The sequence below is a fragment of the Psychrobacter sp. genome, from assembly GCF_036731945.1.
Lineage (GTDB): Bacteria > Pseudomonadota > Gammaproteobacteria > Pseudomonadales > Moraxellaceae > Psychrobacter.
This window is the reverse complement of sequence record NZ_DAINDI010000085.1, coordinates 7,487-10,321: the sequence shown is the minus strand read 5'-3', so window position 1 is coordinate 10,321 and position 2,835 is coordinate 7,487. Positions and strand designations below refer to the sequence as shown.

Genomic DNA, 2,835 nt, shown 5'->3' with positions numbered 1-2,835 from the left:
GCATGGTTATATCATTCCAGGTTTAGGTGATGCGGGCGATAAAATCTTTGGTAAGCAGTTATTTAATAAGTAAGACAACGCCAATAAAACAAGACAAGCTGGCGTTATAAATTATGAAACATGTACAGAACATCAATGATAAGGATATAAGATGAACGTATTGATTACAGGCGCAAGCGCTGGTTTCGGTAAAGCGCTGGCTGAGCGTTTGGTTGCCAATGGTCACCGCGTGATTGGCTGTGCCAGACGCTTAGACAAATTGAATGCGTTGGCAGATACTTTGGGCGAGGCATTTTTACCTGTGGTCATGGATGTTAGTGACACCACGTCTATCCCGCAAATCATTGCTGACTTGCCGGCTGACTTTAAGCAAATTGATGTCTTGGTGAATAACGCTGGATTGGCACTTGGCACCGAGCCTGCACAAAAAGCTGATCTCGATGACTGGATGCGTATGATTGATACCAATGTTAAAGGTTTGATGGCGCTCACTCATGCTGTCTTGCCAGCCATGGTCGCACGCGATAGCGGTTATATCATTAATGTCGGCTCTATCGCCGGCAGTTGGCCTTACTTTGGCGGTAACGTCTATGGCGCGACCAAAGCTTTTGTCAAACAGTTTAGCTTAAATCTGCGCGCGGATCTCATCGGTACGCAGGTACGGGTGACCAACCTTGAACCGGGTAATGTTGCGGGCACTGAGTTTTCAAACGTGCGCTATCATGGCGATGATGATAAGGCTGCTCAAGTTTATGACGGCTTTAAAACTATGACCGGTGATGATATTGGCGATATCTTGTTATGGCTGATTGAGTCGCCTGCTCATATTAACGTCAACCGTTTAGAAGTGATGCCAGTGGCACAAACTTATAATGGTCTGACGATTGCTAAGCAAGATTCTTAAAGGTTTAGCCGACCATTCGGTTTATTAACGCAATTCATAAGACCGAAGCAATATAGTCGCCTCTATGTTGCTTCTTTTTTTGGCTATAACATTATCTTCATTGACCAAGCGCAATTCCTGAAAATCCAAAATCAATACCTCATTACGCGTGCGCTCGCTGGTACGTTTATTGTGGCGTATCGGAAATCCTAAAACTTGCTTACCTTTAATTACTACTTGATTGATAATCATGGTCGGATTATTGAGGGTAAATTTTGCACTTAACTGTTGAGCATTGATAATGACAGTAGCAGGATTGAGTGTTGTGATTAACACCTTTTTCTGGCGTACGCTTTTTGCTAAATCCCCTGCAAAAAATAATACTTGCTCTAATGGTAAATACTGGGCGTGGCGCATAAGCTCGCGGCGAAATAACGCTGGCATATCGGTATTAAAACTGTCTTCTGTTTGTCGATAAAAGGCCGTAAAATTACGATGCAGATAGCGGCCAAACACGCTGCTACTGATCCAATCTTGATAAACCTCATTGGCTAATAACTGCTTTGTAAATGCTTCGGCATCTGCCATATCCTCTGCCTCAAGCATCGCTAACAATAGCGCAGGCGGATTGGTAAATGTTTGCTGCTGCCAGCTTTGCGGATATAAGCTGCTATCAAGCAATGGTAAAATTAACTTGTCCATACGCTAATATCCTTATTAATCATTGAGCATCCTCCTCAAAGCATATAGTATCTATTATGTACACTTCCTACCTCATGCATGCCCTATCAAACTTATTTGCTATCTACTAATAGTTCTCAGAGTGTGTGCTCTACGCGGTCCGCTATAAAATGAATACCAGTGGCGCGTTATCATACTTGTGCTGATTTTATTTAGGACTGACTATAGGGTATATTTGCCACCTTAATATAACAGCCTTTGGCAAATGGGTTAATAGAAAAAGGGTTAGCGCCTTATGAAAACCAAATTAATTAACTTATCTGCTAACTATAAAGTGCAAACGATTGATATCGCTTTGTCTGACGGCACATTACTACCTATTTCAGTGATAGGGAGTGGCCAACCTGTACTGCTCTTGCATGCTTATGGTATGGATGCGCGTGAGTTTTTACCCTTTATTTTGCCCTTAACGGGTAAATACGCCTTTTACCTGCCGCACCTGCGAGGATTTGGCGCGGCAAAAAACATCAAGCTAACCCAGTTTGATTTTGTGCGTCAGTATGCCGATGATATCAATATCGTCATTGAGCAAATTTGCTTGGCACGTAATATAGAATCCTTACCTGTTGCCGCTATTTCGATGGGCGCGCAAGTGATGTGGGCGTATTTTGAGTGTTATGGCAGCGCAAAAGTCAGCCGCTATTTAAATATCGACCAAAGTCCTGCTATCCATAATCAGCCTGACTGGCAAGGTGGCTTGTTTGGCACGCGGCAGCAAGAAGTATTCGATATCTTTCATGAGGTAATTGATAAGACGTTACCTTATGCTGACATCGAAAGCTTTACCCATCTGCCTTTTGCCCTGAAACGCCGTGCAACGGATGTTGAACGGCTGTTCTCTCTTTTATCCGTCAATCGCACGCGCTCAAAAGCCCTTATACAAGTGATGACCTATAAAAATGACCCCAAACTTGCGCTTTATGATCACAGCATTTGGCATCATAAGATGCGCTGCTTGCAAGCTTATTTGACATTGCCCTACGACTTTCGCGGCGCGCTAGAGCGGGTCACTATTCCGGTGGTCAATCTCATTGGTGGTCGCTCCAAACTCTACGATGCTAAATGGCAGCAAAAAATCACCCAGATGTTACCCAATGCCACCGAGGTCGTACTACCGCGCTCAGGTCATGCGATACCAATGGATGAACCTGTTGGATTTTATAGAGTATTAAAAGGTTTTTTGCAGGGTTAATTGTTTATTCACATAAAAA

General features: G+C 43.4%; 3 protein-coding genes. 2 read left to right on the top strand and 1 reads right to left on the bottom strand.

What is annotated here, in order from left to right; all coding sequences use genetic code 11:
- Positions 1-151: 151 nt before the first annotated feature.
- Complete coding sequence (locus tag V7D75_RS13255) at positions 152-904, top strand: SDR family NAD(P)-dependent oxidoreductase (protein ID WP_333614930.1); 753 nt, start codon at positions 152-154, stop codon at positions 902-904.
- A 24-nt stretch (positions 905-928) separates the two neighbouring features.
- On the opposite strand, the gene V7D75_RS13250 is transcribed toward V7D75_RS13255, so the two are convergent.
- Positions 929-1,585: a hypothetical protein gene (locus V7D75_RS13250; RefSeq protein WP_333614929.1), complete on the bottom strand. Its 657-nt coding sequence runs from the start codon at positions 1,583-1,585 to the stop codon at positions 929-931.
- A gap of 274 nt (positions 1,586-1,859) precedes the next feature.
- Here V7D75_RS13250 and V7D75_RS13245 point away from each other — a divergent pair, with 274 nt between their 5' ends.
- A complete protein-coding gene (locus V7D75_RS13245) occupies positions 1,860-2,816 on the top strand; it encodes an alpha/beta fold hydrolase (RefSeq protein ID WP_333614928.1) in 957 nt (318 codons plus the stop codon).
- Positions 2,817-2,835 lie beyond the last annotated feature (19 nt).

Bases quoted from the DNA above. Each gene is read 5' to 3' on its own strand.
- V7D75_RS13255 (WP_333614930.1), top strand. From the start codon at position 152: ATGAACGTATTGATTACAGGCGCAAGCGCTGGTTTCGGTAAAGCGCTG.
- V7D75_RS13250 (WP_333614929.1), bottom strand. From the start codon at position 1,585: ATGGACAAGTTAATTTTACCATTGCTTGATAGCAGCTTATATCCGCAA.
- V7D75_RS13245 (WP_333614928.1), top strand. From the start codon at position 1,860: ATGAAAACCAAATTAATTAACTTATCTGCTAACTATAAAGTGCAAACG.